Below are 26,503 nucleotides of genomic sequence, written 5' to 3' on the forward strand. Positions count from 1 at the left end.
CCCGCCGCGCCCCCCCCCCCCCCCGCCCCGCTGGACGCCGCCCGGTCCCCGGGGGCGCCCGGGCGGCCGGCGGCCGGCCTGGCCGCCCCCCCCCCCCCCCCCGGCGGTGGGGGTGCGTTACCGGAAGACACCCCCGGAGGGACTGACCGGGGAGGTCGGCCGGTCAGACCCGGCCGCGGAGCGGGCGGCGACGGCGCAGCACGTGCGCACCGGCGCCGAGGGCCGCCGCGCCGACGAGGCTCGCGCCGATGGCGGTCTCGGCGGTGGACGGGCCGAGGGACCCGCCGATGCCGCCCTGCGAGGGACGGCCCTCGAGGATCCTGAAGCGGGCCGTGGCGACCAGGCTGTTGTCGTTGCACTTGACCGACAGCGTGTGGTTGCCGGGCGAGGCGTGGTTGAAGATCCGGACGGTGGCGAAGCCGATGGACCCCGCGGACAGGTTGGCCGGCGGAAAATTGCCGTGCGAGGTGACGGTGCCGCCGTGCCCGCAGCCCGACGCGCTCACCTGCATCGTGGAGCCCTGGTGCACGGCGAACGGGTTGACCGAGACGTTGCTCGGTCCGCCGCCCCCGCCGAGCGGTGGGTTCGCGGAGGCGAGCGGAGTGCTGAGGCCGATCGCGGCGCAGGTTGCCGCCGTCACGGTGAGAGCGCGCAAGACACGCATGGTGGAACCTCCAGCGGGAAGCGCCCCGGAGCGTCGGCCCCGGATGATCGACGAGAACGCCTCCCATCTCGAACCCTCGGGGCGGTCCGCAACCTCCGCATTTCCGCCTTTGGGCCGCCCGGTTGAGCGACACGCCGAAGCAGCGGCGCCGGAACTGACGGATCCGCAGGTCACGACCCGTCAGGCATTTATGTGACGATTACCTGTATGGGCGCACCCCTTCCGGCCCCCTACCGGCCCCCTCCCGGCCGCGGCCACCCGTTCGCCCCTCCCCTCTCGCCGTCCCGCCGGGGCGGCCTTAGCGTGCGTGGAGTAGGGCGTACAGGGGTGGGACAGGATCGCGGGTCGGGACCCCCGCGTCGGGAAGGGAGAACGATGGGCGAGGACGAGACCGGGCAGTCACGCAAGTTCTCACCGTGGGGCGTACTCGCCCTGGTCATGCTCAGCGGCCTCGCGATGGTGCGCAACGGCGTGGACATCGACGACGGGCCGCCCCAGCCCACCGCGGCCTCGGCCGTCGCGGTGACGGCCGACCAGTTGCCGGCGAACCCTCCGCAGGCGCCGGCGGACCTGGAGGTACTGGAGCACTCGTCGGTGCAGCGCATCCGGATCCCCACGATCAACGTGGACGCGCCGGTGATGACGGTCGGGCTGGACGCGGAGGGCTGGATCGACGCCCCGCCGCCGCAGGACCGCAACCTGGCCGGCTGGTACCTCAACGGCATCTCGCCGGGCCAGCGGGGCTCGGCGGTGATCGTGGGGCACGTGGACAACGCGCAGGGCCCGGCGGTCTTCTACGGCCTGGGCTCGGTCAAGCCGGGCAACCACGTCGAGGTGGAGCGGTACGACGGCCGCACGGCGGTGTTCGAGGTGTACGGCGTGGAGGTGTTCTCCAAGGACGCCTTCCCCGGAGCCCGGGTGTACGGGGACACCGGGCACGCGGAACTCCGGGTGATCACGTGCGGCGGGGGCTACTCGAAGTCCCGGGGCTACGAGGGCAACGTGGTGGTCTTCGCCCGGATGGTGGAGACCCGCTGAGCGGAGCCGGACGCCGCCCCGCCGGTCGGGACGTCAGCGGGGCGGCAGCGCGGGCAGGGTCATCCGGTAGCCGCGGGCCAGCAGTTGGGGAAGGTAGGAGCCGATCGCGCGGACGCTCTGCGACCGGTCGCCGCCCGCGTCGTGCGACAGCACGATCACGCCGGGCCCGGCGCCCTCCAGGACCCGGGAGATGATCGTGGTGGTCCCGGGCTCCTTCCAGTCCAGGGTGTCCACGGTCCAGGCGAGCGGTTCCATGCCGAGTTCGGCCCCGATCTCGAAGGCGGCGCGGTTCCACGCCCCGAACGGCGCGCGGAACCACACGGGCGCCTCGCCCACGGTCTGCTGCACGACCTCGCTGGTGCGGCCGATCTCGGAGACGAGGGCGGGCCGGCTGAGCCGGGGGATGAGCGGGTGGGTCCAGGTGTGGTTGCCGATGACATGGCCCTCGTCGGCCATCCGGCGCAGCAGGTCGCGGTTCTCGGTGGCCATCTCCCCGCAGACGAAGAACACGGCGCGCACCCCGTAGCGGGCGAGGGTGTCGAGGATCCCGGGGGTGTAGCGGGGGTCGGGCCCGTCGTCGAAGGTGAGCACCATCGCGTTCCCCGAGGCCGCGCCGGCGGGCAGTTCGAGGATCGGGCGGGTGCGGACGGCCGGCTTGGCGAGGGGCGGCCGGGCGGGGGCCTCGGCGGTCATCGGCCGCAGGCGGTAGGACTTCTCGAGTCTGCCGTCGGGGAGCATCCCGGGGGGTCCCGCCGCGGGCCGGGCGCCCGGCCCGCCCGCGGGGGCGGGGCCGGATCCGGCCCGGGGCGTGCCGCCCTCGCCGCCCGCGTCGATCAGCCCGGCGGCGGCCGCGACTCCGAGGAAGACGGCGGTGCGCAGGAGCACGCGTCGCCCTACTGTCGGCTCGTCATTTTTCATTATTACTACGTATCAACGACCTTGCCGCTGATGTCGAGAGGCGCGGACGCGCCCCGCTCCCCTCACCCGATCAGCCGCGCCTCACCAGGGGGAACGGGAGCGTCTCGCGGATCGTCAGGCCCGTGAGGAACATGACGAGGCGGTCCACGCCGATGCCGAGCCCGCCGGTCGGCGGCATCGCGTACTCGAGGGCGTCCAGGAAGTCGTTGTCGAGCTCCATCGCCTCCGGGTCTCCGCCCGCCGCCAGCAGGGACTGGGCGGTGAGGCGGCGGCGCTGCTCGACGGGGTCGGTCAGCTCCGAGTAGGCGGTGCCCAGTTCGGTGCCGAAGGCCACCAGGTCCCAGCGCTCCGCGAGCCGCGGGTCCTTGCGGTGCTGGCGGGTGAGCGGGGAGACGTCGGTCGGGAAGTCCTTGTAGAAGGTGGGCAGCTTGGTCCGCTCCTCCACCAGCCGCTCGTACATCTCCAGGACCACGTCGCCGCGGGTGTCCTCGGGGGCGTGCGGGACGGATGCCCGGTCGCACAGCCTGCGCAGGACGTGCTCCTCGGTGTCGGCGTCGACCTCCTCGCCGAGAGCCTCGCTGATCGCCCCGTACATCGTCTTGACCGGCCAGGGCCCGGAGATGTCGTGGACGACGAGCTTCCCGTCCGGTCCCGCCTTGTGGGCGACGGGTGAGCCGAAGGCGGCGGTGGCGGCGCCCTGGATCAGCTCGCGGGTGAGGTCGAGCATCACGTCGTAGTCGGCGAAGGCCTGGTAGGCCTCCAGCATCGTGAACTCGGGGTTGTGCTTGTAGGAGACGCCCTCGTTGCGGAAGGTGCGGCCCATCTCGAAGACCTTCTCCATGCCGCCGACGCACAGCCGTTTGAGGTACAGCTCGGGCGCGATGCGCAGGTACAGGTCCAGGTCGTAGGCGTTGATGTGGGTGCGGAAGGGGCGGGCGTTGGCGCCGCCGTGGATCTGCTGGAGCATCGGGGTCTCGACCTCGAGGTAGCCGCGCTCCAGCAGCCCCTGGCGCAGGGCCTGCACCGCGCTGGAGCGGGCCCGTACGACGTCGCGCGCCTCGGGGCTCGCGACGAGGTCGAGGTAGCGGCGCCGGACGCGGGCCTCCGGGTCGGCGAGGCCCTTGCGCTTGTCGGGCAGGGGGCGCAGGCACTTGCCGGTCAGCTGCCAGGAGCGGACGACGAGGGAGGGTTCGCCGCTCCTGCTGGTGCCGACCTCGCCGCTCGCGACCACGTGGTCGCCGAAGTCGACCTGCGAGGTGAAGGAGTCCAGTACCGCGGCCCCCGCCTCGTCGCGGGTGAGCATCAGCTGCATGTCCCCGGACCAGTCGCGCAGGACGGCGAAGACCACGCCGCCGAGGTCGCGTACGACCATCACGCGTCCGGCGAGGGTGGCCTCGTCCCCCGACCGGGTGCCGGGCGGGCGTTCGGGGAGGGTGCTGCGCAGCTCGGCCACGGTGTGGGTGCGCTGGCGGATGCCGACGGGGTAGGGGTCGGTACCGGAGGCCCGGATGCGCTCCATCTTCTCGTGGCGCACGCGCACCTGGTCGGGGAGGCGCTCGGCCCGCGCGGCCGCGGCCTCCTCCCCCACGGCCTCCAGGTTCAGGGAGGCGAGGGAGGGCAGCCCCTCGGTGGTGGCGGGGGCGGTGAGGCCCTTGGGGTGTCCGTTGCCCCACAGGGTGCGCAGGCTCGGCACCGAGACGAAGCCCTCGGCGATGCCGGAGGCGAGGCTGACCCGGGCGAGCGAGCCGGCGTCCTGGTAGCAGAGGAACCGCGGGTACCACTCGGGGCCGTACTTGACGTTCGAGCGGTAGAGGGCCTCCAGCTGCCACCAGCGCGAGAAGAAGAGCAGCAGCTTGCGCCACAGCTTCAGGACGGGGCCGGCGCCGATCCGGCCGCCCTCCTCGAAGGCGGAGCGGAAGACGGCGAAGTTGAGGGAGATCCGGCGCACGCCGAGGCCCGGGGCGGCGGCGCAGAGCTGGGCGACCATGAACTCCATGACCCCGTTGGGGGCGGTGCGGTCGCGGCGCATCAGGTCGAGGGAGATGCCGTCCCTGCCCCACGGGACGAAGGACAGCAGGGCGATCAGCTCCCCTTCGGCGTCGAAGGCCTCGACGAGCAGGCAGTCTCCGTCGGCGGCGTCGCCGAGCCGGTCCAGGGCCATGGAGAAGCCGCGCTCGGTCTCGGTGTCGCGCCACCGGTCGGCCCGGTCCACGATCATCTGCATCTCGTCCTCGGAGAGGGCGGAGTGGCGCCGGATGAGGGTGGTGGCGCCGGTGCGCTGGACGCGGTTGACGGCCTGGCGGGTGACGCGCATGTCGCGGCCGTCGAGGTCGAAGTGCGCGACGTGCAGGATGGCCTCGTCGCCGAGCTGCAGGGCGCTGAGTCCGGAGCGGGCGTAGGCGGTGGCGCCGTCCTCGGAGGCGCCCATGACGGCGGGCTGCCAGCCGTAGCGGCGGGCCACCGCCAGCCAGGCGTCGATGGCGGGGGTCCAGGCGGCGGGATCGCCCACCGGGTCGCCGCTGGCGAGGCAGACGCCGGCTTCGACGCGGTAGGTGACGGCGGCCATGCCGTTGGGGGCGAAGACGACGGCCTTGTCGCGCCGGGTGGCGAAGTAGCCGAGGGAGTCGCCCCGTCCGTAGGCGCCGAGCAGGGCGCGGATGCGCGGCTCCTCGTCCCCGTGCAGGGCGGCGGTCAGGCGCTGGGAGCGGAAGAGCGTCGCGGCGGCGTTCAGCAGGGCGAGGGCGCCGAACAGGCCGAGCAGGAAGTACAGCGGGCGGGGCGGTCGGCCGTCGAACTGGCGGGCGGAGAAGAGGCCGCCGAAGACCTGCTTGGCTGCCCAGTCCAGCCACTGGCCCCTGGGCAGGGTGCCGGGGAAGAGGGCGACGAGGCCCCAGCCGGCGAGCACGGCCGCGAGCAGGCCGAGGCCGAGCACCATCAGGGCGCGCCACAGGGCGCCGGGCCGGGAGGCGGCGTAGAACTCGTTCCGGGCGGCGATCAGCAGTCCCATGGCGGCGACGGCCAGCGCCAGGGAGGTGAAGCCGATCCAGTAGTCGCCGATGGCGATGTCGATGACGTCGTCGAGGATCAGCAGGGCCAGATAGGTGACGACGATCCACCAGGCGACCTTCTTGCGGGTGCCGAGTGCCGCGGCGAGCAGGAAGAGGAAGACGGCGTAGGCGAGGTTGGCGCTGACCGGCACCACGAACAGGTCGAGGAAGCGGACGACGTGTCTCAGCAGGCGCCGCAGCGTCGGGGAGAGCGCCAGCAGGGCACACAGCAGACCGAGCGCTCCGAAGAACGCGCCGAATCCGTCGGGTACCCGGTTCAGGAAGCGGTTCCGGGTTCCGCGCGTCTGCTCCACGGTGGCACTCATGGTTCGCACTGTAGGGAGGGCGGCGGCGGTCCGCGCGGCGAGCCGACTGGCCTCGGGAGGGTGACGGAGCACGTGAACACTGGATTCGAGCGGGGCCCGGACGGTCCGCAGGTGATCCTCGCCGGGGTTGACGGATCGGAGTCCTCGCTGCGGGCGGCGGCCTACGCGGCGGGGCCGGCCCGGCGGCAGAACGCGCTGCGGGCGCTGGTGTACGTCCAGCCGGTGATGCCGGCCGGCGCCGCACCGGGCGCGCCGGTGGCCGACACCACCGGGGAGATCGCGCGAGGCGGCGCCGAGACGCCCCGGAGGCGGGGCGCCCGGAAGCGAGGCGGGGGCCGAGGCGCGGCTACTTCGCCATCGTCAGGCCGTCCTTGGCCGCGCCGCGGCTGAGCACGGCCTCGGTGATGGCGTCCCGGGCCGTCTCGTACTCGCCGTCGCCGGGGTTCTCGGCGAGGGCCGCGGGCAGGTTGACGACCCGGCCGATGGAGAGGTCCATCATCTGCGGGACGAACTCGGCCTTGGCGACCTGCCAGCGCTGTCCCGGGGCGGCCGGCGGGGCGAAGGTGAAGCGGCCGATCGAGCCGTAGTTGCCGCGCATGTCCCGCGCGCCGGAGTAGTTGAACATCTCGCCCGCGACCTGGTCCCCCATGCCGTAGACGATCCACGTCCCGTTGACCTTCTCGTAGGCCTGCGGGATGTGCGCGTGCGTGCCGAGGATCATGTCGATGTCGGGGCGGCCGCCCGTCTGCGAGGCAGTCAGCGCCTTGCCGAGCGAGAGCTGGTTCTCGTCGGGGGCGGTCTGCCACTCCGTGCCCCAGTGGAGGCTGACCAGGACCACGTCGGCGCCCGCCTTCCGGGCCGCCCGCGCGTCCGCGACGATCTTCTCCTGTTCCATCAGGTTGACCGCCCACGGCTGTCCCTGCGGCATCGGGTACCCGTTGGTGTCGTAGGTGTACGCGAGGTGCGCGACCTTGGCGGAGCCGGCCGTGTACGTGGTCACCGCGGCCGCCTCCGCCGCCGTACGGGCCGACCCGGCGTGCTTCAGGCCGACCTTGTCGAAGCGGTCCAGGGTGCGGCGCAGGCCGTCGGCCCCGTCGTCCAGGGTGTGGTTGGAGGCCGTGGAGCAGCCGTCGTAGCCGGTCTCCTTGAGGGCGTCGGCGACGCTCGGCGGGGAGACGAAGGCCGGGTAGCCGGAGAAGGGGCCGCCCTCCTCCCCGTAGATGGTCTCCATGTGGCAGAGGGCCAGGTCGGCGCCGGAGACCACGGGCTTGACGCCGGAGAACATCGGCCGGAAGTCGTGCCCGTCGCCGCCCGCGTCGTTCGCCGCCCGCTGGATGACCGAGGTGTGCGGCAGCACGTCGCCGCTCGCGACCAGCGTGAAGCCCTTGGCCGCCGGGGCCCCGGCGGCGCTGGACGCGGGTCCGCCGGACTCTCCGAGGCGTGCCGTCGCCGGTTCCCCCGCGGCCGAGCAGCCGACGGCGGCCGACAGCAGGAGGGCCGAGAGGAGGGCGGCGGCCTGTCGGGTGCGCTTGGTCATCTCGGGCCCGGCTCTCATTAGTACGACTATCTGATCTCTCGTAATCCACAGAACAAGACGCCGATAGTCAAGGAACGGATCCGTCCGCCCGGCACGCGCCCACCCGATCGGCCGCGTTCCGGCCCGCCCTGCCGTTCGCCGCGCCGTTCGACCGTTCACCGCCCGGCCCGGCCGCCCACCGGATGACCGGGGTGCTTGGGCGCACCGGCCGGACCGGACGGTTCCCGTCGGGCCTCCGTGCAGGTCAGGGTGAAGGCGTCGGCCTCCCCCACGGCCCCCGCACCCCCCGGAAGGAGCCCCTCGTGCCGCTCTCCCCCGCCCTTCGGCGCACCGACCCCGAGACGCTGGCCGAACTCCAGCGCGACCACGGGCGGGCCCTGTTCGGATTCCTGGTCGGCCTCACCGCCGGGGACGCCCAGCGCGCGGAGGACCTCGTGCAGGAGACCCTGGTACGGGTCTGGCAGCACCCGGAGGTCCTCTCGACCGAGCACGAGTCCATGCGGCCCTGGCTGTTCACGGTGGCCCGGCGGCTCGCGATCGACGCGCGGCGCGCCCGCCTGTCACGGCCGCAGGAGGTGGACCCCGAGGGCCTGGAGCACGCGCCCGCTCCCGTGGACGCGGTGGCCGGGTCGGTCACGGCGATCGACGTCCGGCGGGCCGTCGGCTCCCTGGGCCCCGAGCACCGCGCGGTGCTGATGCAGGTGTACTTCCAGGACCGCTCGGTGGCCGAGGCCGCCGCAGAGCTCGGCATCCCGGCCGGGACCGTCAAATCCCGTACGCACTACGCCCTGCGCGCCCTGCGCAAGGACCTCCAGGGGTACGGGTACGGGCTCGGCGCCTGAGCCTGGCCGCGAAGAGAGCGAGTACCGCCTCGAATGCGCGCTAACCGGACAGGAATCGCATGGATTGAGGCATCGATGCGTGCAAGTTGAGTAAACATCCCCCGCCCGGTGAGCCGCTCGGTGAAGGCTCAGGGCTGACGGCGGGACGCTGAACGCGCGGGAGAAGGTGGAACGGTGCAGCCCGAGGGTATGAACGGCACCAGTGACGGCGGGCTCGCGGTGCCCATGGCTTGGCTCTACGCCGAGTACATCGCAGACGAACTGCTGCGCACCGGCCGGCTGATCCCGGTCAGCACCCTGGAGTTCCGGGCCGGGCGGGACACGCTCGCGCTGACGATCTACCTCTCGGACGCGGCCGGGGAGCTGTCCGGGATCCGGGTGGTCTCCCAGCTCGACGAGTGGCTCTCGCTGACGGCGTACGGCCACCCCTGGCGCGACTGGGTGCACACCCGGTTCCTCGCGCTGGGCGAGGAGGCCCGGGAGCGCGGCCGCGCCGAGGAACCGGACCTGGAACTGGCCCGGGCGGCCTGGCGCTGGCTCGACCACACGGAGCTGTTCGCCACCAATCTCGACCCGGGGCGGCACGGCCACGCCGACACCCCGCCGGGACTGGACGAGAACGCGCGGGTGTGGACCCCGGCCTGGCAGCTCGGCCTGCCGCTGGGCCACTTGGCGATGCACCTGTTCTGAGAAGCCACCGAGCACTAGGCCGGACGGCGGGGCCCCGGGGCCTCGGCCGGGTCCGTCACCAGGCCGGTGAAGTCCGCCTCGTTGCGCTCGGCGCGCAGGACGTACCAGCGGGCGATCAGCCACATCACCGGATACACCAGCAGGCCCAGCGCCAGCCACACCAGCGGCCCGGACGCCGCCCGCGGGAGCAGCAGCACCAGCGGCAGCGTCCCGACCGCCAGCGCGAGTCCGGCCAGCGCGCGCATCCCCGCGCGGAGCTGGCTGCGCATGAGGGCCCGTACGTAGGTGGCGCCCAGGGTGGTCTGCTCGGAGATCTCCGAGCGGGCCGGGGTGTGCGCGGGCGGCCGGCGGCGGGTGCCGCGCGGCACCCCGGTGACGATCTCGCGCCGCGGCGGCTGGTGCTGGTCCTCGGGCATGGGGCCGGAGTCTACGCAGGGCCCCGCTATTTGAGGAGGCGCGAGAGCCGCCGGTCCGCGAGCGGCTTCCCGCCGGTCTGGCAGGTGGGGCAGTACTCGAGGGAGGAGTCGGCGAAGGAGACGGAGCGGACGGTGTCCCCGCACACGGGGCACGGCTCCCCGGCCCGGCCGTGCACCCGCAGCCCGCTCTTCTTCTCGGCCTTGAGCTTCCCGGCGGCCACCCCGTGCGCCCGGCCGACGGCCTCGCGCAGGGTGTCCTCGACGGCCGTGTACAGCCGGGTGGTCTGCTCCTCGTCGAAGGAGGCGGCCAGCTTGAAGGGCGAGACCTTGGCGCGGTGCAGGATCTCGTCGCTGTAGGCGTTGCCGATCCCGGCGATGACGCCCTGGTCGCGCAGCACGCCCTTGATCTGGCGGCGCTCCCCCGCCAGCAGCGCGGCGAAGGCGTCCCGGTCGAAGGCCGGGTCGAGGGGATCGGGGCCGAGGCGGGCGATGCCGGGCACCTCGCTCGGATCCCGTACGACGTAGACCGCGAGGCGCTTTTGGGTGCCGGCCTCGGTGAGGTCGAAACCGCTGCCGTCGGTCAGGGCCACGCGCAGCGCGAGCGGCCCCTTGCCGGGGCGGGGCGGCTGCGCGGGCAGGGCGTCCTGCCAGCGCAGCCAGCCGGCCCGGGCCAGGTGGGTGACGAGGTGGAGCTCGCCGATGCGCAGGGCCAGGAACTTGCCGTACCGGGCGGTGGCGCCCGCCGTCTGCCCTTCGAGGGCGGTCAGCGGGGGGTCGTACGTCTTGAGCACGCTCACCGCGAGCGGGTGGACGCGCTCCACCACCCGCCCCGTGAGGTGCTCGTCGAGGTACTCCCGCAGGGCCTCGACCTCGGGCAGCTCCGGCATGGTCCCAGCCTCCTCAGCCCACCACGAACTCGCACCACACGCACTTGCCGCTGCCCCGCGACTCCACGCCCCACACGTCCGCCAGCCGGTCCACCAGCATCAGCCCGCGCCCCGACACCCCGGACTCCCCGGCCTCGCGCCGCCTCGGCAGGGCGCTGGAGCGGTCCTCCACCTCCACCCGCAGGCGCCGTTCGGGGCCGCTCAGCACCCGCAGGGTCACGATCGCCGGGCCGTCCGTGTGCATCAGGGCGTTCACGATCAGCTCGTCCGCGACGAGCTCGATCTCGTCGGACCGCTCCCGCGCACCCCACGCCCGGACCGCCGCCCCGATCATGTGGCGCGCCGCCACCAGGGCCTCCGGGTCGGCCGGCGCCACGTGCTGCTGGAGCCGGCCGCCGCCCTGCGGGCTGTCCGCCACCTGGCGGCGCAGCAGGAGCAGCGCCATGTCGTCGTCCCCGCCACGCTCCTCGACGACCCCGCACAGCCGGTCGGCGAGCAGCGACAGGTCCGCGGGGCCGCTGCGGACCAGGGAGGTGAGCAGCTCGATCCCGTCGTCCAGGTCGGCGCCGGGCTGCTCCACCAGGCCGTCCGTGCACAGCAGAATCGTTTCCCCAGGGTCCAGCTCCACCGTGGTCACCGGATACTCCAGGTGGCCGAACTCCGCCGAGAGGCCCAGCGGCATCCCGCCCCCCACCGGGAGCCTGCGGCAGTCCCCGCCCCGCGTGCGCAGCAGCGGGTCGATGTGGCCCGCGCGGACCAGCTGGAGCACTCCTGTCGACAGGTCGGCCTCCACGTACGTGCACGTCGCGAAGCGGTCGGTGTCCAGTTCGTGCAGGAAGACCGAGGCCCGCGCCATCACGGTGCCCGGCGAGTGGCCCTCGGCGGCGTACGCGCGCAGCACGATCCGCAGCTGGCCCATGACCGCCGCCGCGTGCGTGTCGTGGCCCTGGACGTCCCCGATGACGGCGCCGACCCGCCCGCCGGGCAGCGGGATGACGTCGTACCAGTCGCCGCCGATGTCCTGGCCCATCCGGGCGGAGCGGTACCGGACGGCGATCTCCGCGCCCGGCACCGAGGGGATCCGGCGCGGCAGCATGGCCTGCTGGAGGCCCTCGGCCAGGTCGTGCTCCTGCTCCAGCAGCATGGCCCGCTGAAGGCTCTGCGCGATGCTGCTGCCCAGGGCGACGAGCAGGTTCCGCTCGTCCTGGCTGAAGCCGTCCTTGTCCTGGTAGAGCAGGCCGATCGCGCCGATCGGGCGGGCCTGGGCGATGAGCGGCAGGTAGGCGGCCGCCGAGATCCGCATGTACTCGATCTTCGCCCAGAGGGCGGGGTAGTCCGTGGCGAACTCCTGCGCCGAGTCCAGGAACCGCGGCTGGAGCGAGCGGACGACCTCACTCATCGGGTAGTGCTCGTCCACGCGGGTGTAGCGCGTCCCCGGCACGAAGCTGCCCTGCGGCCCTTCGGCGACGAGGTGGATCCGCCCGGCCTCGACCAGGCCCATCACCATGCCCATCGAGCCGAGCCGTTCCAGGCCGTGGGCGTCGCCGAGCGCGTCGATGACGTCCTGGACGGTCCGGGCGTGGGCGAGGGCGGCCGTGGTGCTCTCGACCACCGAGGTCTGGCGGCGCCGCGCCTCGTCGAGGCCGAGGCGCTCCGCCGAGTGGCTGAGCTCGTCGGTGGCGTCCCGGACTATGCCGATGATCCGGTAGGGGCGCCCGTCGGGGCCGCGCATGACGCGGCCCTGCGTGTGCGTCCAGCGCAGCCTGCCGTCGTGGCAGCGGATGCGGAAGTAGGCACCGTAGCTGTCCTCGCTGCTCTTGAGGGCGCTGGAGACGAGTGCGTCCAGCCGGGTGGCCTCGACGGCCGGCACCCGCGGCGACAGGGATTCGGGCCGGCCGTCGTACTCGTGGGGGGCCGTGTCGAACACGTCCAGTGCCGCCGCGTCCAGGTGCATGAGGCCGGTGACCAGGTCCCAGTCGAAACTGCCCATGCGGTTCAGTGCCAGCGACCGGTCCGGGTGCGCGGGCCAGTCGTCCGGCAGCGATACGGAGCTCGGCACCGGTCCACCATGACACATGGGCCGGTCAGGCGCTCTCCAGCGAGTAGCCGGGGTCGGAGGGCGACACCTGCTCCCCGTCCGGGACGGCATAGGGGTCGGAGGGGTCGGACGGCTCGACGGGATCAGCGGGGCCGAAGGGGTCGTAGGGATCGCCCAGGTCCTCCGTCCCGTCGGAGGGGACGTCCGACGGCAGGTCGTTCGGGTCCTCGGGCGGCAGGTCGGACGGCGGGTCCTGCGGTGCGGCCGGGTCCGACGGCGGCAGGCCCGGGTTCTGCCGCGGCCCGTCGCCCGGAGCGGACGGCGTGGAGGGGGTGCTCGGCGCATCCGGCGGGCAGTCGGTGGCCGCGGGGCCCGGAACGCCCGGCCTGCCGTCGCGGGGCGCCGGCGGGGCGGTGCGGGCGAGGCTGTTGCGGGCGGGGCTCGGACAGGGGTCGGCGGGTGTGGTGCCGGGCGGGGTGACGGGCCCCTCGGGGATGCCGTCGGCCGGGTCGAACGGGGGCATCACCTGCGGGGTCCGGTCCTGGGCCCCGTCGTCGCCCCGCTTGCGCTCGATCCAGGTGTTGTCGGCGATGTTGACGATGACCAGGTTGTTGATCACGTGGGGGGTGGGCTCGATGACGACCACCTGATTGGGCTGGTAGCCGTTCCACGGGTCGCCCTTGTGCACCGGGGAGCCCTTGGGGGCGCGGGGCGACAGGAGCGGATTGCCGCAGGCGCAGCGGACCCGGGGCATGCCGTGCTCGTCGACGAGGACGGCGGTGCCGGCCTGGAGCACGGACTGGAAGCTGTCGGCGGCGCCGTCGCGGAAGCCGTGGCTGGTGACCCGGGTGTCGGCGCGGAGCACGACGGGGGTGAGGCCGCGAAGGAAGTCGGGGATCTTCGCCTGTTCGATGTCGGAGGCCTCGGCGAAGGCGCGGGCCTTGGCGGCGTCCTCGGTCAGGTAGCGGACCTGCTGTTCCACGTCGCAGCTGCCGAGCCGCTGGGTGCCGCCGTAGAGCCCGGGAGTCGCCGCGTTGACCGTGCGGATGCCCTGTCCGGTCGGGTTGGGCAGCGGGGGCTGCACGGGGGCGGACTCGGCGGTGGCCGAGGAGGCGGTGAAGGGGGCGGGGCCCGCGGAGGCCACGGGCTGGAGGTAGAGGTCCTTGCTCTCGGCTCCCGCGGTCCCGCGCTTCTCCTCGGAGCCGCCGCAGCCCGCGGCGAACAGGCCGAGGGCGGCCAACAGAGCGGCGCCGGCCGGTGCATGACGACGCGGCGCCTGACGAGGTGTCGGAGGTGTCGGTGCGTGCACGTTGATCTCCCTTTTCGCCCCGGTTGCTCCCTCTTGTCTGCCCCATGCGCGCGGGAGCCGCAACCGGAGCACTTCTTGAACATGTTCAACGAACCCCGTAGAGTCGCCCTTGCGAGTTGAACACGTTCAACGCATTCGGAGGGAGTCCGTCGTGACGGTACTGGTGAACGTGATCGTCATCTTGGGCATGCTCTACGTGGTTCCGGCCGGCCTGCGCCTGATCGACCCGGCCGGGCTCCGCCGGACCGCCCGCCTGTGGTCGCTGCCCGCCGCCCTCGGGGCGGTGAGCCTGTGGCTGCCGCGGGGCGGGGCCGCCACCGCCCTGGCCGCACTCTACGCGGCGGCCTGCCTGGCCCTCGCCGCCCGCGCCCCGGCCGCCCTCCTGCGGGGCGGGACGCCCGGCCCCGCCGAGGTCGCCGTGGCGACCGCGCTGGCCTCGCCGGCCGTCGCCGGGACCGCCCTGGTCGCCGAGCGGGCCGGCCACCGGCTCTTCGGCTTCGACCTCGACATCCTGGCGCTGACCGTGCCGCACTTCCACTTCGCCGGATTCACGGCCGCCCTGGTGGCCGGGCTGGTGTGCCGGGCCGCGGCGCCGGGGCCGGGCGCCCGCTGGGCCGCGTACAGCGTCCCGGCCGGCACCCTGCTCGTCCTCCTCGGCTACTTCGTCGACGACTGGGCCGAGCTGGCCGGCGCGGTGGTCCTGACCGGCGGGATGTGGGCGGTGGCCCTGACGACCTGGCGGGAGATCCGCCCCGCCGGGCGCGACCGGACCACCCGCGCCCTGCTCGCCGTCTCGGCAGCGGTCCTGGGGGCCACCATGCTGCTCGCCCTGTGGTGGGCGGCCGGCGAGGCCACCGGGATCCCGCACCCCACCCTGACCTGGATGGCCGCGACCCACGGCCTCGGGAACGCCCTCGGATTCGCCCTCTGCTCGGTGCTGGCCTGGCGCCGGCTGACCGCGGACCACCCGCCCACCGCGGGCCGCTCGCGCACCGCCGAGCACCCGCGGGCCGCAGACCACCCGCAGACCGCCCGACAGGAGACCACGCCATGACCCGCCTCATCAGCGCCGGCCGGGACGCCCTCAGCTACCCCGACCGGGGTGCGACGGCCCGCCGCCCGCTGCCCGCCGGCTACCACCACCTGCACCACCGCACCCGGGTCGGGCGCGGGCGGGCCGCCTTCGAGGCCGCCGGCGTCGCGGTGACCACCTTCCAGGCCCACCGGACCTCCGGAATGCTGGTGCGGGCGGACGCCGGAGCCGTCCGCCCCGGCAGCCGCGTGGTGGTCGGGATCGGGCTCGGACCGCTGCGGATCAGCGCCCCGTGCGAGGTGATCTGGACGGCGTACGAGCCCGCCCGGGTGGGCTTCGCCTACGGGACGCTGGCCGGCCACCCCGAGAGCGGGGAGGAGTCCTTCGTCGTGGACATGGACGCCGACGGCACGGTGTGGTTCACCGTGACCGCCTCCAGTCGCCCGGCCTGCTGGTACACCCGGCTCGCGGGCCCGGTGGTCCCCGTCCTGCAGCGGAGCTACGCCCGCTGGCTCGGCCGCCACGTGCGCAGGCTGGCCGCCGCCGCCTGACCGGGCCGATACTGGAGGCGATGGACTGGTTCACAGCGCCGGGGTACTGGCTCGGCCGGCTGGTCTTCCAGCGGGCCCTGGCCGGTGTCTACCTCTTCGCCTTCGTGGGGGCCGCCCTGCAGTTCCGGGCCCTGATCGGAGCGCGGGGCATGCTGCCCGTGCCGCGCTACGTGCGGTACGTGCCCTTCCGGCGCGCCCCCAGCCTGTTCCAACTACGCTATTCCGACCGGCTCTTCGCCGGGTGCGCCTGGACCGGGGCGCTGCTGGCGGCGGCGCTGGCCGCAGGGGCCGGGGACCGGGTGCCGCTGGCCGTCGCCATGGCGATGTGGGCGCTGCTGTGGCTGCTCTACCTCTCCATCGTGAACGTGGGGCAGACCTGGTACTCCTTCGGCTGGGAGTCCCTGCTGCTGGAGGTGGGCTTCCTCGCCGTCTTCCTGGGCAACGCGCGGACCGGGCCGCCGGTGCTGGTGCTCTGGCTGCTGCGCTGGGTGCTGTTCCGGGTGGAGTTCGGAGCCGGGCTGATCAAGATCCGCGGCGACTCCTGCTGGCGCAAGCTCACCTGCCTCTACTACCACCACGAGACGCAGCCGATGCCCGGGCCGCTGAGCTGGTTCTTCCACCATCTGCCCCGGCCGTTGCACCGGGTGGAGTGCGCGGCCAACCACGTGACCCAACTGGCCGTCCCCGTGCTGCTCTTCACCCCGCAGCCGGTGGCCTCGTACGCCGCCGGGGCGATCGTGGCGACGCAGCTGTGGCTGGTGCTGTCCGGCAACTTCGCCTGGCTGAACTGGCTGACGATCACCCTGGCGCTGTCGGCCGTCGACTTCACCGGGCTCGCGGGCGCGCCCCCGGCCGCCGCCTCGCGGGCGGCGCCGGTCTGGTTCGCGGTGCTGGTCTGCGCCGTGACCGTGCTGGTGCTGGTGCTCAGCCGCCATCCGGTGCTGAACATGATCTCGCGCCGGCAGGTGATGAACCGCTCCTTCGACTCGCTCCACCTGGTGAACACCTACGGCGCGTTCGGCACGGTGGGCCGGATCCGCGAGGAGGTGGTGGTCGAGGGCACCGCCGACCGCGTGCCGCACGCGGACGGGGACTGGCGGGAGTACGGGTTCAGGGGGAAGCCGGGGGAACCGCGCGGGGTGCCGCGCCAGTTCGCCCCGTACCACCTGCGCCTGGACTGGCTGATGTGGTTCGCGGCCCTCTCCCCCGGCTATGCGCGGGACTGGTTCGGGCCGTTCGTGGAGCGGCTGCTGGCGGGCGACCGGGACACACTGCGGCTCCTGCGGCACAACCCCTTCCCTGACGCCCCGCCGCGCTATGTCCGCGCCCTGCTGTACCGCTACCGGTTCACCACCTGGCGGGAGCTGCGCGAGACGGGTGCGTGGTGGCACCGCACCCTGGTGCGCGAGTACCTGCCGCCCACCCGTCTCGCCGACGCCGCCCGGTCAGAGCCCGAGTAGCGCCGCTTCCCGCGCCGCGTCGATACCGGGAGACGGGCGGTCGGAGCGCTGCGGGGCCTGACCGCCGAGCGAGCGGAGCCACGCCCAGGTGTCGGCCACGGTCTCCTCCACCGGGCGGCACTTCAGGCCGGCGGCCAGGGCCTTGGAGACGTCCCCGGCGTGCATGTAGTCGTGCGGCTCGCCCGTACCCGTCCAGATCGGAAGCTCCGTCCACGGCTGGACGCCGGCCTCCGCGATCACGGCCGGGTCGGTCCAGCGCAGTTCGGCCGCGCCGCCGGTGGCGGTGGCGCAGGCTTCCAGGAGGCTTGCCATCGTGGCGTGCCCGGCCGGGGAGACCACGTTGAACGCGCCGTGGTGTCCGGCGGTCGCCGCGTCGAGGGTCCAGCGCGCGAGGTCGCGCACGTCGATGTACTGGAGCGGCAGGTCCCGCGGCCCGGGGGCGAGGACCGGCCCGCCGCGGGCGGTGCGGTTCAGCCACCAGGGCAGCCGGCCGACGTTCTCGTACGGGCCGAGGATCAGGCCTGCGCGCGCCAGCAGGGCGCGGTCGCCGAAGGCGTCGAGGACGGCGAGCTCGGCGCCGCGCTTGTCCTCGGCGTAGGCGGTGGACTCGGCGTCGGGCGAGCCTTCCACCAGGGGGCCCTCCTCGCCGGTTCCGGCCGGGGAGGGGTAGGTGTACACGGACCGGCTGGAGACGTACGCGTACCGGCCGACCCTGTCGCGCAGCAGGCGGGCGCTGTCGCGTACGGCGGTGGGGGCGCCGCCCCACGTGTCGACGACGAGGTCCCATTCCCCTTCGGCCAGGGCGTCCAGGCCGCCGGGGGCGGTGCGGTCCCCGTGCAGGGCCGAGGTGCCCGGCGGGGGCGCGTGGTGGCCCCGGTGGAAGACGGTCACCTCCCAGCCCCGGTCGAGGGCGTCCTCGGTGATCGCGCGTCCGACGAATTCGGTCCCGCCCAGCATCAGCAGCTTCATGTCCCTCAGCCTGCCCGGGCCGCCGGAGCCGCGGAAGTCATGATCGCCCTCAGCGATGACGCTCACGGCGTAGGCGGTTCGGGAACCCCGGGGCTGCCGGCAGGCGCCCCCGGTGCGGGTGGGCACGGGGGCGCGCGTACCGCTCTTGCGGGCTAGTCGATGCCGGGCAGGATGTGCGCCTCCGCCAGGTCGTCCTCGTACCCCGCCAGCCTGATCGGGGCGGACCGCGCCCAGACCTCAAGGCTTCCGAGCTCGTCGTTCCGCGGTTTGGCCCGCGTCCCCGTCCGCTCCAGCAACGTCGGTTCGGGCTTCGTCGTTTCAGTCACCGCGCACTCCTCTGTGTCGCGTAACCCGGCTGGCGTGCCGCGCCGGGCTGGGAGGAAAGGGTTTCCGGACGCGGTGGCGCCTTGGTGGAGCGTGGCCCGGGTGGGGCCTTCTGATGCCCCAGGTTACACATATGAGCGGGCCCCCGCTCGATAGAAAGGCAAAAACCACGTCGCCCTCTTGTTTTCGCCGCGAGTTCAGCAAGTCGTCGGCCCGCGGGTGCGACAAGCATGGTCCGCTCGAGCCCGGATGCGCGCGGGGGCGAGGGAGGGAGCGGCGGTGGCGAGGTCCGCGGTGCGGGGGTTCGAAGTGCCCCACGTCTCGAGTGTTCCGGAGCTGATGGATCTTCTGCACGCCTGCCGCGGCGGCCGCGGACTGCGGACCGCGGCCCTGCTGCGGCGCGCCCGCCCGTCCGACAAGGAGCTCCAGATCGCGGGGCTGGTACTGGATCTCGGCGAGCTGCTCCGTCCGGGTGACGCAGCGTCCCCGTGCGATCACGATGTGGCGGAAGCTGTCCGTCCGTTGCTCGGTGAGCGGGTCGCCCGGCTGATCCGCCTGCACGCGCGGGCCGGGGACGGGAACGGGTCCGGCGCCCTGGCGGCGGCCGGCCCGGACGGCGAGGCCGCGGCCACCCTGCGCCAGACCCACGACGGCGCGCTGGCGCCGGGACCGGAGGCGGGCGTGCTGGCGGACTGGCAGCCGGTGCTGGAACTGGTCGCGGCAGGGGCCTACCGGGCCGCGACCGGGCGGCCCTTCCCACCCCGGACGTGACCGGCCCCCTCGGTGTGCCGAGGGGGCCGGTCGACGGGGTGAGGGGATGCGGGGGCCACTGCCCCCGGGTGGCTACCAGTTCGCGGGGGCGTAATCCTTGAGGAAGACGCCGAACAGGTCTTCGCCCGCCTCGCCGCGGACGACGGGGTCGTAGACCCGGGCCGCGCCGTCGATCAGGTCGAGAGGGGCGTGGAAACCCTCCTCGGCGAGGCGCAGCTTGTCGAAGTGCGGGCGCTCGTCGGTGATCCAGCCGGTGTCGACCGAGGTCATCAGGATGCGGTCGGTCTGGAACATCTCCTGGCCGCTGGTCCGCGTCACCATGTTCATCGCGGCCTTGGCGGCATTGGTGTTCGGGTGGCCCGCACCCTTGTAGCCACGGCTGAAGACGCCCTCCATCGCCGAGACGTTCACGACGTAGGCACGCCCGCTGGACGCCTTCCGGGCGGCCTCGGCCATGGCCGGCCGGAGCGCGCTGATCAGGATGAAGGGCGACGTGTAGTTGCACAGCTGGGTCTCGAGCAGCTCCACCGGGGAGATCTGGTCGATGGTCTGCACCCAGGTGTTGCTCTCGACGACGTCGGGCAGCAGGCCGCCCGCGTCGATGGCGGTTCCGGCGAGGTGCCGCTCCAGGCTGGCGTTGCCCGCCACCAGGGCGAGGTCGGCGACCTTCTGCGCCTCGAGGCCGCTGACACCGACGGGCAGCGCCGCCAAGCCGTCGACCGCACCGGAGTTGAAGGCGCCGATGACGTGGTGGGCGGGGAGCTCGCCGGCCGGCAGCGGGGCACCCTCCCCCTCGACCAGGGCGGCGTACGCGGTGGGCAGGCGGCGCACGGTCTGCGTCGCGTTGTTGATCAGGATGTCCAGCGGGCCGGCCCCGGCCACCTGGTCGGCGAGCTCGACGGCCTGGCCCGGGTCGCGCAGGTCGATGCCGACGACCTCCAGGCGGTGGATCCAGTCCGCCGAGTCCTCCATCGCCTTGAAGCGGCGGATGGCGTCCTTGGGGAAGCGGGTGGTGATCGTGGTGTGGGCGCCGTCGCGCAGCAGCCGCAGCGCGATGTACATGCCGATCTTGGCCCGGCCGCCGGTGAGCAGCGCACGCTTGCCGGTGAGGTCGGCGCGGGCCTCCCGCCTGGTCCGGTTCTCGGCGGCGCACGGCGGGCAGAGCTGGTGGTAGAAGTAGTCGACCTCGACGTACCGCGTCTTGCAGATGTAGCAGGAGCGCGGGCGCTGGAGTATCCCGGCGATCCGGCCGGCCTCCGTGACCGAGGAGGGCAGGATGCCTTCGGTCTCGTCGTCGATGCGCTCGGCGGAGCCGGTGGCGGTGGCCTCGGTGACGGCCCTGTCGTTGGCGGTCTTGGCGGCGCGGCGCTCCTGGCGGCGGCGCTGCTTGACCGTGCGGTAGAGACCGGCGGTCGCGCGGCGTACGGTGATCGCGTCGGGGTGGTCGACGTCGAGCTTGTCCAGCTCGTCGAGCACACTGAGGCAGAGGGCCAGCCGCTCGGGGTCGATGCCGGGTCCGTATGCGTGCCCCTGGTCCTGGCTGTCTTCGGTCACCGTCATGGCCGCTGCCGTTCCTTGATCACTCGTCCGCATCCGCCTGCTGCGGAAGTCCTCAAAAGGGAAACTGTACGGATCGGACGCGCCGGGGTCCAAACCCGGTGCCGCGTACGTGACTCAGCGCGATCGCGGCGCGACTCTGCGCACCCGCCGGGCTCGTTCGCGCGCAGACTCGGGTACTCCCGTACTACGCCGGGAGTATGACTCGTGACCGCCCGTGGGCTGAGGAATAGCGAAGTCGGGTCGGGCATTGTGGACTTCATGAGTGCACTGGCGCTGTCGGTCCTGCTCTGTCTCGTGTCCGCCCTGGCGTACGCGGGCGGCGCGATCGTCCAGGAGCGGGTCGCGGCGACCACGCCGGACCGCCCGTACGCACCGCTGCGGCGGGGCGGCTGGTGGGTCGCGGTGGGGCTCAACGGACTCGGCGCCCTGCTGCACGTCGCGGCCCTCGCCTACGGGCCGCTGAGCCTGGTCCAGCCGCTGGGCGCGCTGACCATCGTCTTCGCCCTCCCGATGGCGGCCGTGTTCGTACGGCGCCGGGCGGGCGCGGCGGCCTGGCGCGGTGCGGTGCTGGCCACCGCGGGCCTGGCCGGCCTGCTGGCCCTGACCGGCGGCGACGGCCGGGCGGAGCCCTCCCTCGCGGGCGGTGAGCGCGGCCTGCTGCTCGCGGTGACCGGGGCGGCGGTGGCGGCGCTGTTCGCGGCCTCGCACCGGATGCACCAGGCGGTGCTGCGCAGTGTGCTCATGGCCGCGGCGGCCGGCACCTCCTTCGGCATGGCCTCGGTGTTCACCAAGTCGGTGGCCGAGGGCTTCACCGGGGGGTCGCCGGGCGGCGCCCGGTGGCCCGACCTCGCGGCGATAGCGCTGCTGGCCTGCGGCGGGCTGCTGCTCTCGCAGGCGGCCTACCGGGGTGCCGGGCTGACCGCGCCGCTGGCCACGGTGACCGTGGTCAATCCCGTGGTCGCGGCGACGGTCGGCATCTCGCTCTTCGACGAGGGCTTCCGGTACGGGGCGGCCGGCACGGCGGCGGCGCTGGCCAGCGCCGTGCTGGCGGCGGCCGGGCTGGTCCTGCTCACCGCCGTGCCCCCGCACGCGCGGGGGTCAGATGTCGACCCCGTGGGCGCGGAGGTACTTCAACGGGTCGATGTCGGTGCCGTAGCCGGCGCCCGTGCGCATCTCGAAGTGCAGGTGCGGTCCGCTGGAGTTGCCGGTCGAGCCGGACCGGCCGATCCGCTGCCCTCCGGACACCTGCTGGCCGGCCTTGACGCCGAGCGCCGACAGGTGGGCGTACTGGGAGAAGCGGCCGTCGGTGTGCCTGATGACGACCTGGTAGCCGTACGCACCGGCCCAGCCGGCGGAGACGACCTGGCCGGCTCCGACGGACTTGACGGCGGTGCCGGTCGCCACCGGGAAGTCGACCCCCGTGTGGTAGCCGCTGGACCAGGAGGAGCCCGCGACGCGGTAGGCGGTGCCGAGGCCGGCGTCGACGGGGGCGGAGTAGCCCCCGGAGACCGGCTTCTGCTGCGCTGAGGCCGGCTGCTGGGCGGGCTTCTCGGCGGGTTGGGCGGCGGGCTTCTCGGCCTGCTTCCCCGGCGGCTTCGCGGCCGGCTTCTGAGCGGGCTCGACGGGCTTCTCCGCCGCCGGCTCCACGGGCTTGACCGGCTCGGCCGTGCGCGGCGGCTTCTCCGGGTTCTGGGCGGGCGGCGCGGCGGTGATCCGCAGGGTGAGCCGCTGCCCCGGGAAGATCAGGTTCGGGTTGCCGCCCACGGTGGCGCGGTTGGTCTCGTACAGCGCCTGCCAGCCGCCCTCGACGTGCTGCTCGGTGGCGATGGCCGAGAGCGAGTCGCCGGGCGCGACGACGTACGGGTTCGGCAGGACGGACGTCCCGGTGGGGCGGGGCGCGGCGGCCGGCTGCCCGGTCGCCGCCTTGGCCTGCTGCGGCAGGATCTGCTTCGGGGTCTGGGGCTGGGTCTGCTGCTGCGCCTGCTTCCCCGGCGCGACGGCGGGGGCCGGGCCGCTGCGGCTGAGGCCGGCCTTCTTCCCGCACTGGGGCCAGGCCTGCGGCCCCTGGCCCTTGAGGACCTTCTCCGCGACCGCGATCTGCTGGTCCTTGGTGGCCAGGTCGGCGCGGGGGGCGTAGGCGGCGCCGCCGAAGGCCCGCCAGGTGCTCTGGCTGAACTGGAGGCCGCCGTAGTAGCCGTTGCCGGTGTTGATGCGCCAGTTGCCGGTGGACTCGCAGGCGGCGACCTTGTTCCAGGTGTCCACGGACGCGGCCTGCGCGGTTCCGGCGCCGATGAACGGGAGCGCGATCCCGGCGCCACCGGCGGTGACGACGAGCGAGGCCCGGTTGATGCTGCTCGGCTGATACCGGCGGTGCCGGCCCCGTACACCCATGGGAGCCCCCCAGGAAGACATCAGGAACCGCACAACCTAACGTGCCGTTCAGAGCATGACAAGGGGCGCAACGGGGCGCTCCCCAGCGGAAATTGACGCTGATTCGGCCGGCGGCGCCGCGCCGGGCGGCAGCCCGGAGGTAGCGTCGGCCGTCCCCGCACACCGAAGCACTCAGGAGCGCAGCGATGAGCACCAGCAAGGCCCACATCGGCGTCACCGGACTCGCGGTGATGGGCGGCAACCTCGCCCGCAACTTCGCCCGCAACGGATTCACCGTGGCCGTCCACAACCGCACCGCCGCGAAGACCCGTGCGCTGGTGGAGGAGTTCGGCCACGAGGGCGCCTTCGTGGCGGCCGAATCCGCCAAGGAGTTCGTCGACGCGCTGGAGCGCCCCCGCCGCATCGTCGTCATGGTGAAGGCCGGCGATCCGACCGATGCGGTGATCCGCGCGTTCACCCCGCTCCTGGAGGAGGGCGACGTCGTCATCGACGGCGGCAACGCGCACTTCCAGGACACTCGGCGCCGCGAGAGGGAACTGCGCGAGCGGGGCATCCACTTCGTGGGCGTGGGCATCTCGGGCGGCGAGGAGGGCGCGCTGCTCGGCCCGAGCATCATGCCCGGCGGCTCACAGGAGTCGTACGCGTCGCTCGGCCCGCTGCTGGAGAAGATCGCCGCGAAGGCCGCGGACGGCACGCCGTGCACCTCGCACATGGGACCGGACGGCGCCGGACACTTCGTCAAGATGGTGCACAACGGCATCGAGTACGCCGACATGCAGCTGATCGCCGAGGCCTACCACCTGCTGCGCGAGGTCGCGGGCTACTCCCCGGCGCGGATCGCGGAGACCTTCCGGGCCTGGAACCGGGGACGCCTGGACTCGTACCTGATCGAGATCACGGCGGAGGTGCTCGCGCACGCGGACGCCTCGACGGGCCGGCCCTTCGTGGACGTGGTGGCCGACGCCGCCGAGCAGAAGGGCACCGGCCGCTGGACCGTGCAGACCGCCCTGGACCTCGGGGTGCCGGTGTCGGGGATCGCCGAGGCGGTCTTCGCCCGATCGGTCTCGGGCCACACCGCTCTGCGCACCGCCGCCCGCGGGCTCGCGGGCCCGGCGGCCGCGGCCCTGTCCCCGCAGGAGGCCGACGCGTTCGCCGCCCGGGTGGAGCAGGCCCTGTACGCCTCGAAGATCGTCTCCTACACCCAGGGCTTCCACCAGATCCGGGCCGGCAGCGAGGAGTACGGCTGGGGCGTGGACCTGGGCGCCGTGGCCTCGCTGTGGCGCGGCGGCTGCATCATCCGGGCGGCGTTCCTGGACCGGATCCGGACCGCCTACGACACGCAGCCCGCGCTGGCGAGCCTGCTGGCGGACCCGGGGTTCGCGGACGAGATCGGCGCGGCCCAGCAGGACTGGCGGGACGTCGTGGTGGCGGCGGTGCGCCACGGCATCCCGGTGCCCGCGTTCTCCGCCTCGCTGGCGTACTACGACGCGCTGCGCGCGCAGCGGCTGCCCGCCGCCCTCACGCAGGGGCAGCGCGACTTCTTCGGGGCGCACACCTACCGTCGCACCGACCGCGAGGGCTCGTACCACACCCTCTGGAGCGGTGACCGCTCCGAGGTCCGGACGGGCTGAGGCCGGTCAGCTCCAGGGCCCGGGCTGCGGCACCGGTGCGGGCCCGGGCGGCGGGGGCACCGGGTCCGGCTCCGGGACGGGGCCGGGCACGGGCGGCGCCGGGCGCGGCATCGGGGCGGGGTCCGGGAAGGGGGTGGGGTCCGGATTCGGCTCGGGCTCGGGGACGGGCGGCTGCGTCTCTTCTGCTTTTCGCACCATGCAGCCCATTTTCCCGCGATCACGCGAGGAATGCCCTGCGACGCCTTCCGGGCCGCCCGCATCTCCGCCGGGCTACGCCGCCCCCTCCAGCCGCAGGCCCGCCGCCAGGCCCGGGGCCGGGCTGGACAGGACCGGGATCCGCGTCGTGGCGAGGTCCGCGGCGCTGGCCATGGAGGCCTGGGCCAGCACGATGACGTCCGTGTCGCGGACGGCGTCGGCGGCTTCGGCCACGCGGGCCAGGTACCCGGCGGTGTCACCCGCCTCGAAGCGCTCCCAGGCCCCGTCCACCAGGTGCCCGCGGATCTCCGTCGGCCGCCCGCCCGCCTCCTCGGCCAGCAGCTCCGCGGTCGGCGCGAGCGTCGACTCCACCGTGGCCAGTACGGCGATCCGCGCGCCGGTGCGCACAGCGGCGGCCGCCATCGGCCGGTCCACGCGCAGCACCGGCGCGCCGAGCGCGGGCGCCAGGGCCTCGGCGGCCGCCCCGATCGTCGAGCAGGTGACCAGTACGGGCCCGGGCCCGGCCGCGGCGAGTACCTCCAGCACGGCCGGAGCCGCCGCCCGCGGCCCTTCGGCGCGGGCCCGGGCGAGCAGCTCCGGAGCGACCAGGTGGCGCAGGACCGCCCCCGGGTGGTTCCGGTCCCGCAGCGCGTCGAAGACGGGGACGTGCGCGGGCGAGGTGTGCAGCAGCACGAGCCCGGGGCCGGTCACCACGAGGAGCGGTCAGTGTCCAGCCGGGCCTTGGCCGCCGCCACCGCCTCGGCCGGAGCCTGCGGCGCCTCGTCGGGGTGTTTGGCCGCCCAGGCCGCCGCGTACGGGCACAGCGGCACCACGGGCACGCCTTCGGCGGCGGCGATCCCGTAGAAGGTCCTGACCAGCCCGCCGGCGATGCCCCGGCCCTCGTGGCCCGGCTCGACGACGGTGTGCACCGCCACCAGGGCGTGGGGCGGCTCGGCGAGCACGAAGTAGGCGATGTACCCGACCACCGTCCCGTCCTCGGCCGCCAGCAGCCGTCCGGCCTTGCGCTCGTCCTCGAACTCGACCGCCACGATCCGACTCCTCTCAGACAGCCACCGCGTGGGGGCTGCGCTCCTGATCCGTGCCCGGCACCGGGGCGGAGGCGTCCGCGCCCAGCTCGACGATCCGGTTGTCCGCGTCCACGTGCACGACCCGGGGTGTGAGCACCCGCGCCTCGGCGTCCTCGACCTGCGCGTAGCTGATGAGGATGACCAGGTCTCCGGGGTGCACCAGGTGGGCGGCGGCGCCGTTGATGCCGATGACCCCGGACCCGCGCTCCCCCTCGATGACATAGGTCTCGAGCCGAGCCCCGTTGGTGACGTCCACGATGTGGACGAGCTCCCCGGGCAGCAGATCGGCCGCGTCCAGCAGATCGGCGTCGATGGTCACGGACCCGACGTAGTGCAGATCGGCCTGGGTGACCGTGGCCCGGTGGATCTTCGACTTGAACATGGTGCGAAGCATGAATTAACTCCCGGAATGTCTGCTCCCTGCCCGCTTTCTGCAGGTCAGGGGCGGTCTCACTCTACACTGACACGCCTTAGATCGAAGATTAAAAGGACCATCGATCCCCGTCGGCGAGAAGGCTCCCTGCCTGGGCATCCGTGCGGGCCAGGCTGCTGTGGCGCCTCCGACCAGGCGTCGAATCGGACAGCCACTTCAACATATTCGGGGACCGGTGCCGACCAGATGCCGACTTACCTGACGATTCATCAGGCACGCCAGGGATACCGGACAACTCGCTGCGCGGACCCGGGCGCCGAAGGCAGAAACTTGATCGCCGTGGTTACGGACGAACCGGGGGTCCCGGTGGGGTGGTCCGGGACTCGGACGAGGCCCGCTTGCTCGGGAACCGGAGCCTGCACCAAGGCCTCGTCTTCTCTTACCC

23 protein-coding genes and 2 pseudogenes are annotated in these 26,503 nt (G+C 73.7%); 10 read left to right on the plus strand and 15 right to left on the minus strand.

Annotation, left to right across the window (positions count from 1 at the left end; all coding sequences use genetic code 11):
• Positions 1-163 precede the first annotated feature (163 nt).
• Complete coding sequence (locus AB0D66_RS08950) at positions 164-664, minus strand: hypothetical protein (RefSeq protein ID WP_362298887.1); 501 nt, start codon at positions 662-664, stop codon at positions 164-166.
• Positions 665-1,039: 375 nt separating this feature from the next.
• On the opposite strand from AB0D66_RS08950, the gene AB0D66_RS08955 reads away from it, so the two are divergent.
• The gene (locus AB0D66_RS08955; protein WP_362298890.1) at positions 1,040-1,702 is read left to right on the plus strand and encodes a class F sortase; all 663 of its coding nucleotides are present in this window, start codon (positions 1,040-1,042) and stop codon (positions 1,700-1,702) included.
• A gap of 33 nt (positions 1,703-1,735) precedes the next feature.
• Here the strand turns inward: AB0D66_RS08955 and AB0D66_RS08960 are convergent, their stop codons facing one another.
• Positions 1,736-2,620 carry a polysaccharide deacetylase family protein gene (locus AB0D66_RS08960; protein ID WP_362298893.1) on the minus strand — a complete coding sequence of 295 codons (885 nt, stop codon included), beginning with the start codon at positions 2,618-2,620 and terminating at the stop codon, positions 1,736-1,738.
• A 70-nt stretch (positions 2,621-2,690) separates the two neighbouring features.
• The gene (gene lysX, locus AB0D66_RS08965; RefSeq protein WP_362298896.1) at positions 2,691-5,993 is read right to left on the minus strand and encodes a bifunctional lysylphosphatidylglycerol synthetase/lysine--tRNA ligase LysX; all 3,303 of its coding nucleotides are present in this window, start codon (positions 5,991-5,993) and stop codon (positions 2,691-2,693) included.
• A gap of 60 nt (positions 5,994-6,053) precedes the next feature.
• On the opposite strand from lysX, the pseudogene AB0D66_RS08970 reads away from it, so the two are divergent.
• Positions 6,054-6,278, plus strand: a pseudogene (locus AB0D66_RS08970) (universal stress protein); the annotation flags it as partial.
• 61 nt (positions 6,279-6,339) lie between these two features.
• Here the strand turns inward: AB0D66_RS08970 and AB0D66_RS08975 are convergent.
• Positions 6,340-7,530: a CapA family protein gene (locus tag AB0D66_RS08975; protein ID WP_362298899.1), complete on the minus strand. Its 1,191-nt coding sequence runs from the start codon at positions 7,528-7,530 to the stop codon at positions 6,340-6,342.
• A 302-nt stretch (positions 7,531-7,832) separates the two neighbouring features.
• Here AB0D66_RS08975 and AB0D66_RS08980 point away from each other — a divergent pair, with 302 nt between their 5' ends.
• Positions 7,833-8,372 carry a sigma-70 family RNA polymerase sigma factor gene (locus tag AB0D66_RS08980; RefSeq protein ID WP_362298901.1) on the plus strand — a complete coding sequence of 180 codons (540 nt, stop codon included), beginning with the start codon at positions 7,833-7,835 and terminating at the stop codon, positions 8,370-8,372.
• A 189-nt stretch (positions 8,373-8,561) separates the two neighbouring features.
• Complete coding sequence (locus AB0D66_RS08985; protein ID WP_355416818.1) at positions 8,562-9,062, plus strand: hypothetical protein; 501 nt, start codon at positions 8,562-8,564, stop codon at positions 9,060-9,062.
• 14 nt (positions 9,063-9,076) lie between these two features.
• Here the strand turns inward: AB0D66_RS08985 and AB0D66_RS08990 are convergent, their stop codons facing one another.
• The 4 genes from AB0D66_RS08990 to AB0D66_RS09005 are packed head-to-tail and all read right to left on the minus strand — an operon-like array spanning position 9,077 to position 13,643.
• Positions 9,077-9,478 carry a hypothetical protein gene (locus AB0D66_RS08990; RefSeq protein WP_362298905.1) on the minus strand — a complete coding sequence of 134 codons (402 nt, stop codon included), beginning with the start codon at positions 9,476-9,478 and terminating at the stop codon, positions 9,077-9,079.
• Positions 9,479-9,504: 26 nt separating this feature from the next.
• Positions 9,505-10,365: a DNA-formamidopyrimidine glycosylase family protein gene (locus AB0D66_RS08995; protein WP_362298908.1), complete on the minus strand. Its 861-nt coding sequence runs from the start codon at positions 10,363-10,365 to the stop codon at positions 9,505-9,507.
• 13 nt (positions 10,366-10,378) lie between these two features.
• The gene (locus AB0D66_RS09000; protein WP_362298910.1) at positions 10,379-12,442 is read right to left on the minus strand and encodes a SpoIIE family protein phosphatase; all 2,064 of its coding nucleotides are present in this window, start codon (positions 12,440-12,442) and stop codon (positions 10,379-10,381) included.
• 7 nt (positions 12,443-12,449) lie between these two features.
• The gene (locus AB0D66_RS09005; protein WP_362298913.1) at positions 12,450-13,643 is read right to left on the minus strand and encodes a DUF6777 domain-containing protein; all 1,194 of its coding nucleotides are present in this window, start codon (positions 13,641-13,643) and stop codon (positions 12,450-12,452) included.
• 220 nt (positions 13,644-13,863) lie between these two features.
• Here AB0D66_RS09005 and AB0D66_RS09010 point away from each other — a divergent pair, with 220 nt between their 5' ends.
• The 3 genes from AB0D66_RS09010 to AB0D66_RS09020 are packed head-to-tail and all read left to right on the plus strand — an operon-like array spanning position 13,864 to position 16,756.
• The gene (locus AB0D66_RS09010; RefSeq protein ID WP_362298916.1) at positions 13,864-14,766 is read left to right on the plus strand and encodes a YndJ family protein; all 903 of its coding nucleotides are present in this window, start codon (positions 13,864-13,866) and stop codon (positions 14,764-14,766) included.
• Positions 14,763-15,296, plus strand: coding sequence for a DUF1990 domain-containing protein (locus AB0D66_RS09015; protein WP_362298919.1), 534 nt, complete (start codon positions 14,763-14,765; stop codon positions 15,294-15,296). Before AB0D66_RS09010 ends, AB0D66_RS09015 begins: the two co-directional genes overlap by 4 nt.
• A gap of 20 nt (positions 15,297-15,316) precedes the next feature.
• Positions 15,317-16,756: a lipase maturation factor family protein gene (locus AB0D66_RS09020; protein WP_362298922.1), complete on the plus strand. Its 1,440-nt coding sequence runs from the start codon at positions 15,317-15,319 to the stop codon at positions 16,754-16,756.
• Here the strand turns inward: AB0D66_RS09020 and AB0D66_RS09025 are convergent.
• Positions 16,742-17,725 carry an NAD-dependent epimerase/dehydratase family protein gene (locus AB0D66_RS09025; RefSeq protein WP_362299315.1) on the minus strand — a complete coding sequence of 328 codons (984 nt, stop codon included), beginning with the start codon at positions 17,723-17,725 and terminating at the stop codon, positions 16,742-16,744. The genes AB0D66_RS09020 and AB0D66_RS09025 overlap by 15 nt on opposite strands.
• A 152-nt stretch (positions 17,726-17,877) precedes the next feature.
• Positions 17,878-18,051 carry a hypothetical protein gene (locus AB0D66_RS09030; protein ID WP_362299340.1) on the minus strand — a complete coding sequence of 58 codons (174 nt, stop codon included), beginning with the start codon at positions 18,049-18,051 and terminating at the stop codon, positions 17,878-17,880.
• A gap of 337 nt (positions 18,052-18,388) precedes the next feature.
• Here AB0D66_RS09030 and AB0D66_RS09035 point away from each other — a divergent pair, with 337 nt between their 5' ends.
• A complete protein-coding gene (locus AB0D66_RS09035; protein ID WP_362298925.1) occupies positions 18,389-18,820 on the plus strand; it encodes a hypothetical protein in 432 nt (143 codons plus the stop codon).
• Between the two features lie 72 nt (positions 18,821-18,892).
• On the opposite strand, the gene AB0D66_RS09040 is transcribed toward AB0D66_RS09035, so the two are convergent.
• Complete coding sequence (locus tag AB0D66_RS09040; RefSeq protein WP_362298928.1) at positions 18,893-20,380, minus strand: SDR family NAD(P)-dependent oxidoreductase; 1,488 nt, start codon at positions 20,378-20,380, stop codon at positions 18,893-18,895.
• A 258-nt stretch (positions 20,381-20,638) separates the two neighbouring features.
• On the opposite strand from AB0D66_RS09040, the pseudogene AB0D66_RS09045 reads away from it, so the two are divergent.
• Positions 20,639-21,454 (plus strand): annotated as a pseudogene (locus tag AB0D66_RS09045) (DMT family transporter); the annotation flags it as partial.
• A 24-nt stretch (positions 21,455-21,478) separates the two neighbouring features.
• Here the strand turns inward: AB0D66_RS09045 and AB0D66_RS09050 are convergent.
• Positions 21,479-22,771: a transglycosylase family protein gene (locus AB0D66_RS09050; protein ID WP_362298931.1), complete on the minus strand. Its 1,293-nt coding sequence runs from the start codon at positions 22,769-22,771 to the stop codon at positions 21,479-21,481.
• 185 nt (positions 22,772-22,956) lie between these two features.
• Here AB0D66_RS09050 and gndA point away from each other — a divergent pair, with 185 nt between their 5' ends.
• On the plus strand, positions 22,957-24,402 hold the full coding sequence (gene gndA, locus AB0D66_RS09055; protein WP_362298935.1) for an NADP-dependent phosphogluconate dehydrogenase: 1,446 nt from the start codon (positions 22,957-22,959) through the stop codon (positions 24,400-24,402).
• A 270-nt stretch (positions 24,403-24,672) separates the two neighbouring features.
• Here the strand turns inward: gndA and AB0D66_RS09060 are convergent, their stop codons facing one another.
• Genes AB0D66_RS09060 through panD form a run of 3 tightly spaced genes read right to left on the minus strand, consistent with a single transcriptional unit; the run spans position 24,673 to position 26,079 of the window.
• Positions 24,673-25,311: an aspartate/glutamate racemase family protein gene (locus tag AB0D66_RS09060; protein ID WP_362298939.1), complete on the minus strand. Its 639-nt coding sequence runs from the start codon at positions 25,309-25,311 to the stop codon at positions 24,673-24,675.
• Complete coding sequence (locus tag AB0D66_RS09065) at positions 25,305-25,667, minus strand: GNAT family N-acetyltransferase (protein ID WP_362299317.1); 363 nt, start codon at positions 25,665-25,667, stop codon at positions 25,305-25,307. The genes AB0D66_RS09060 and AB0D66_RS09065 overlap by 7 nt, the downstream gene beginning before the upstream one ends.
• Complete coding sequence (gene panD, locus AB0D66_RS09070; RefSeq protein ID WP_362298942.1) at positions 25,660-26,079, minus strand: aspartate 1-decarboxylase; 420 nt, start codon at positions 26,077-26,079, stop codon at positions 25,660-25,662. Before panD ends, AB0D66_RS09065 begins: the two co-directional genes overlap by 8 nt.
• Positions 26,080-26,503 lie beyond the last annotated feature (424 nt).

The sequence above is a fragment of the Streptomyces sp. NPDC048270 genome, from assembly GCF_040652335.1.
Classification (GTDB): domain Bacteria; phylum Actinomycetota; class Actinomycetes; order Streptomycetales; family Streptomycetaceae; genus Streptomyces.